1 pseudogene is annotated in these 261 nt (G+C 63.2%); it reads left to right on the top strand.

Annotation, left to right across the window (positions count from 1 at the left end):
• Positions 1 to 261: pseudogene (locus MTCD1_RS21385) on the top strand (hypothetical protein); the annotation flags it as partial.

The following is a 261-nucleotide window of genomic DNA, read 5'->3' as shown; positions in this document are numbered from 1 at the left end:
GTACGGGATCGGCCGCTTCGCCAGAATCGTCCCGATGTACTGGCTTGCGGTGTGCATCTACTTCTTTGCCGGTAGCGCCGGCATCGATTCCTCAGCCGACCTGTTCGATGCGGCACTGATGCGCACGGGGTACGCGCACCTCTGGACGATCCCGGTGGAGTTCAAGTTTTACTTCCTCCTGCCGGTCATCGTCCTGGTGGTCGGCTACGCAGGCAGGCTTGGCGTCGCCTGGCAGGTGCTGGCGTGCGGCCTGGTCATCCT

It is taken from the genome of Colwellia marinimaniae, assembly GCF_002207865.1.
GTDB lineage: Bacteria > Pseudomonadota > Gammaproteobacteria > Enterobacterales > Alteromonadaceae > Colwellia > Colwellia marinimaniae.
This window is presented reverse-complemented; position numbering and strand designations above follow the sequence as displayed.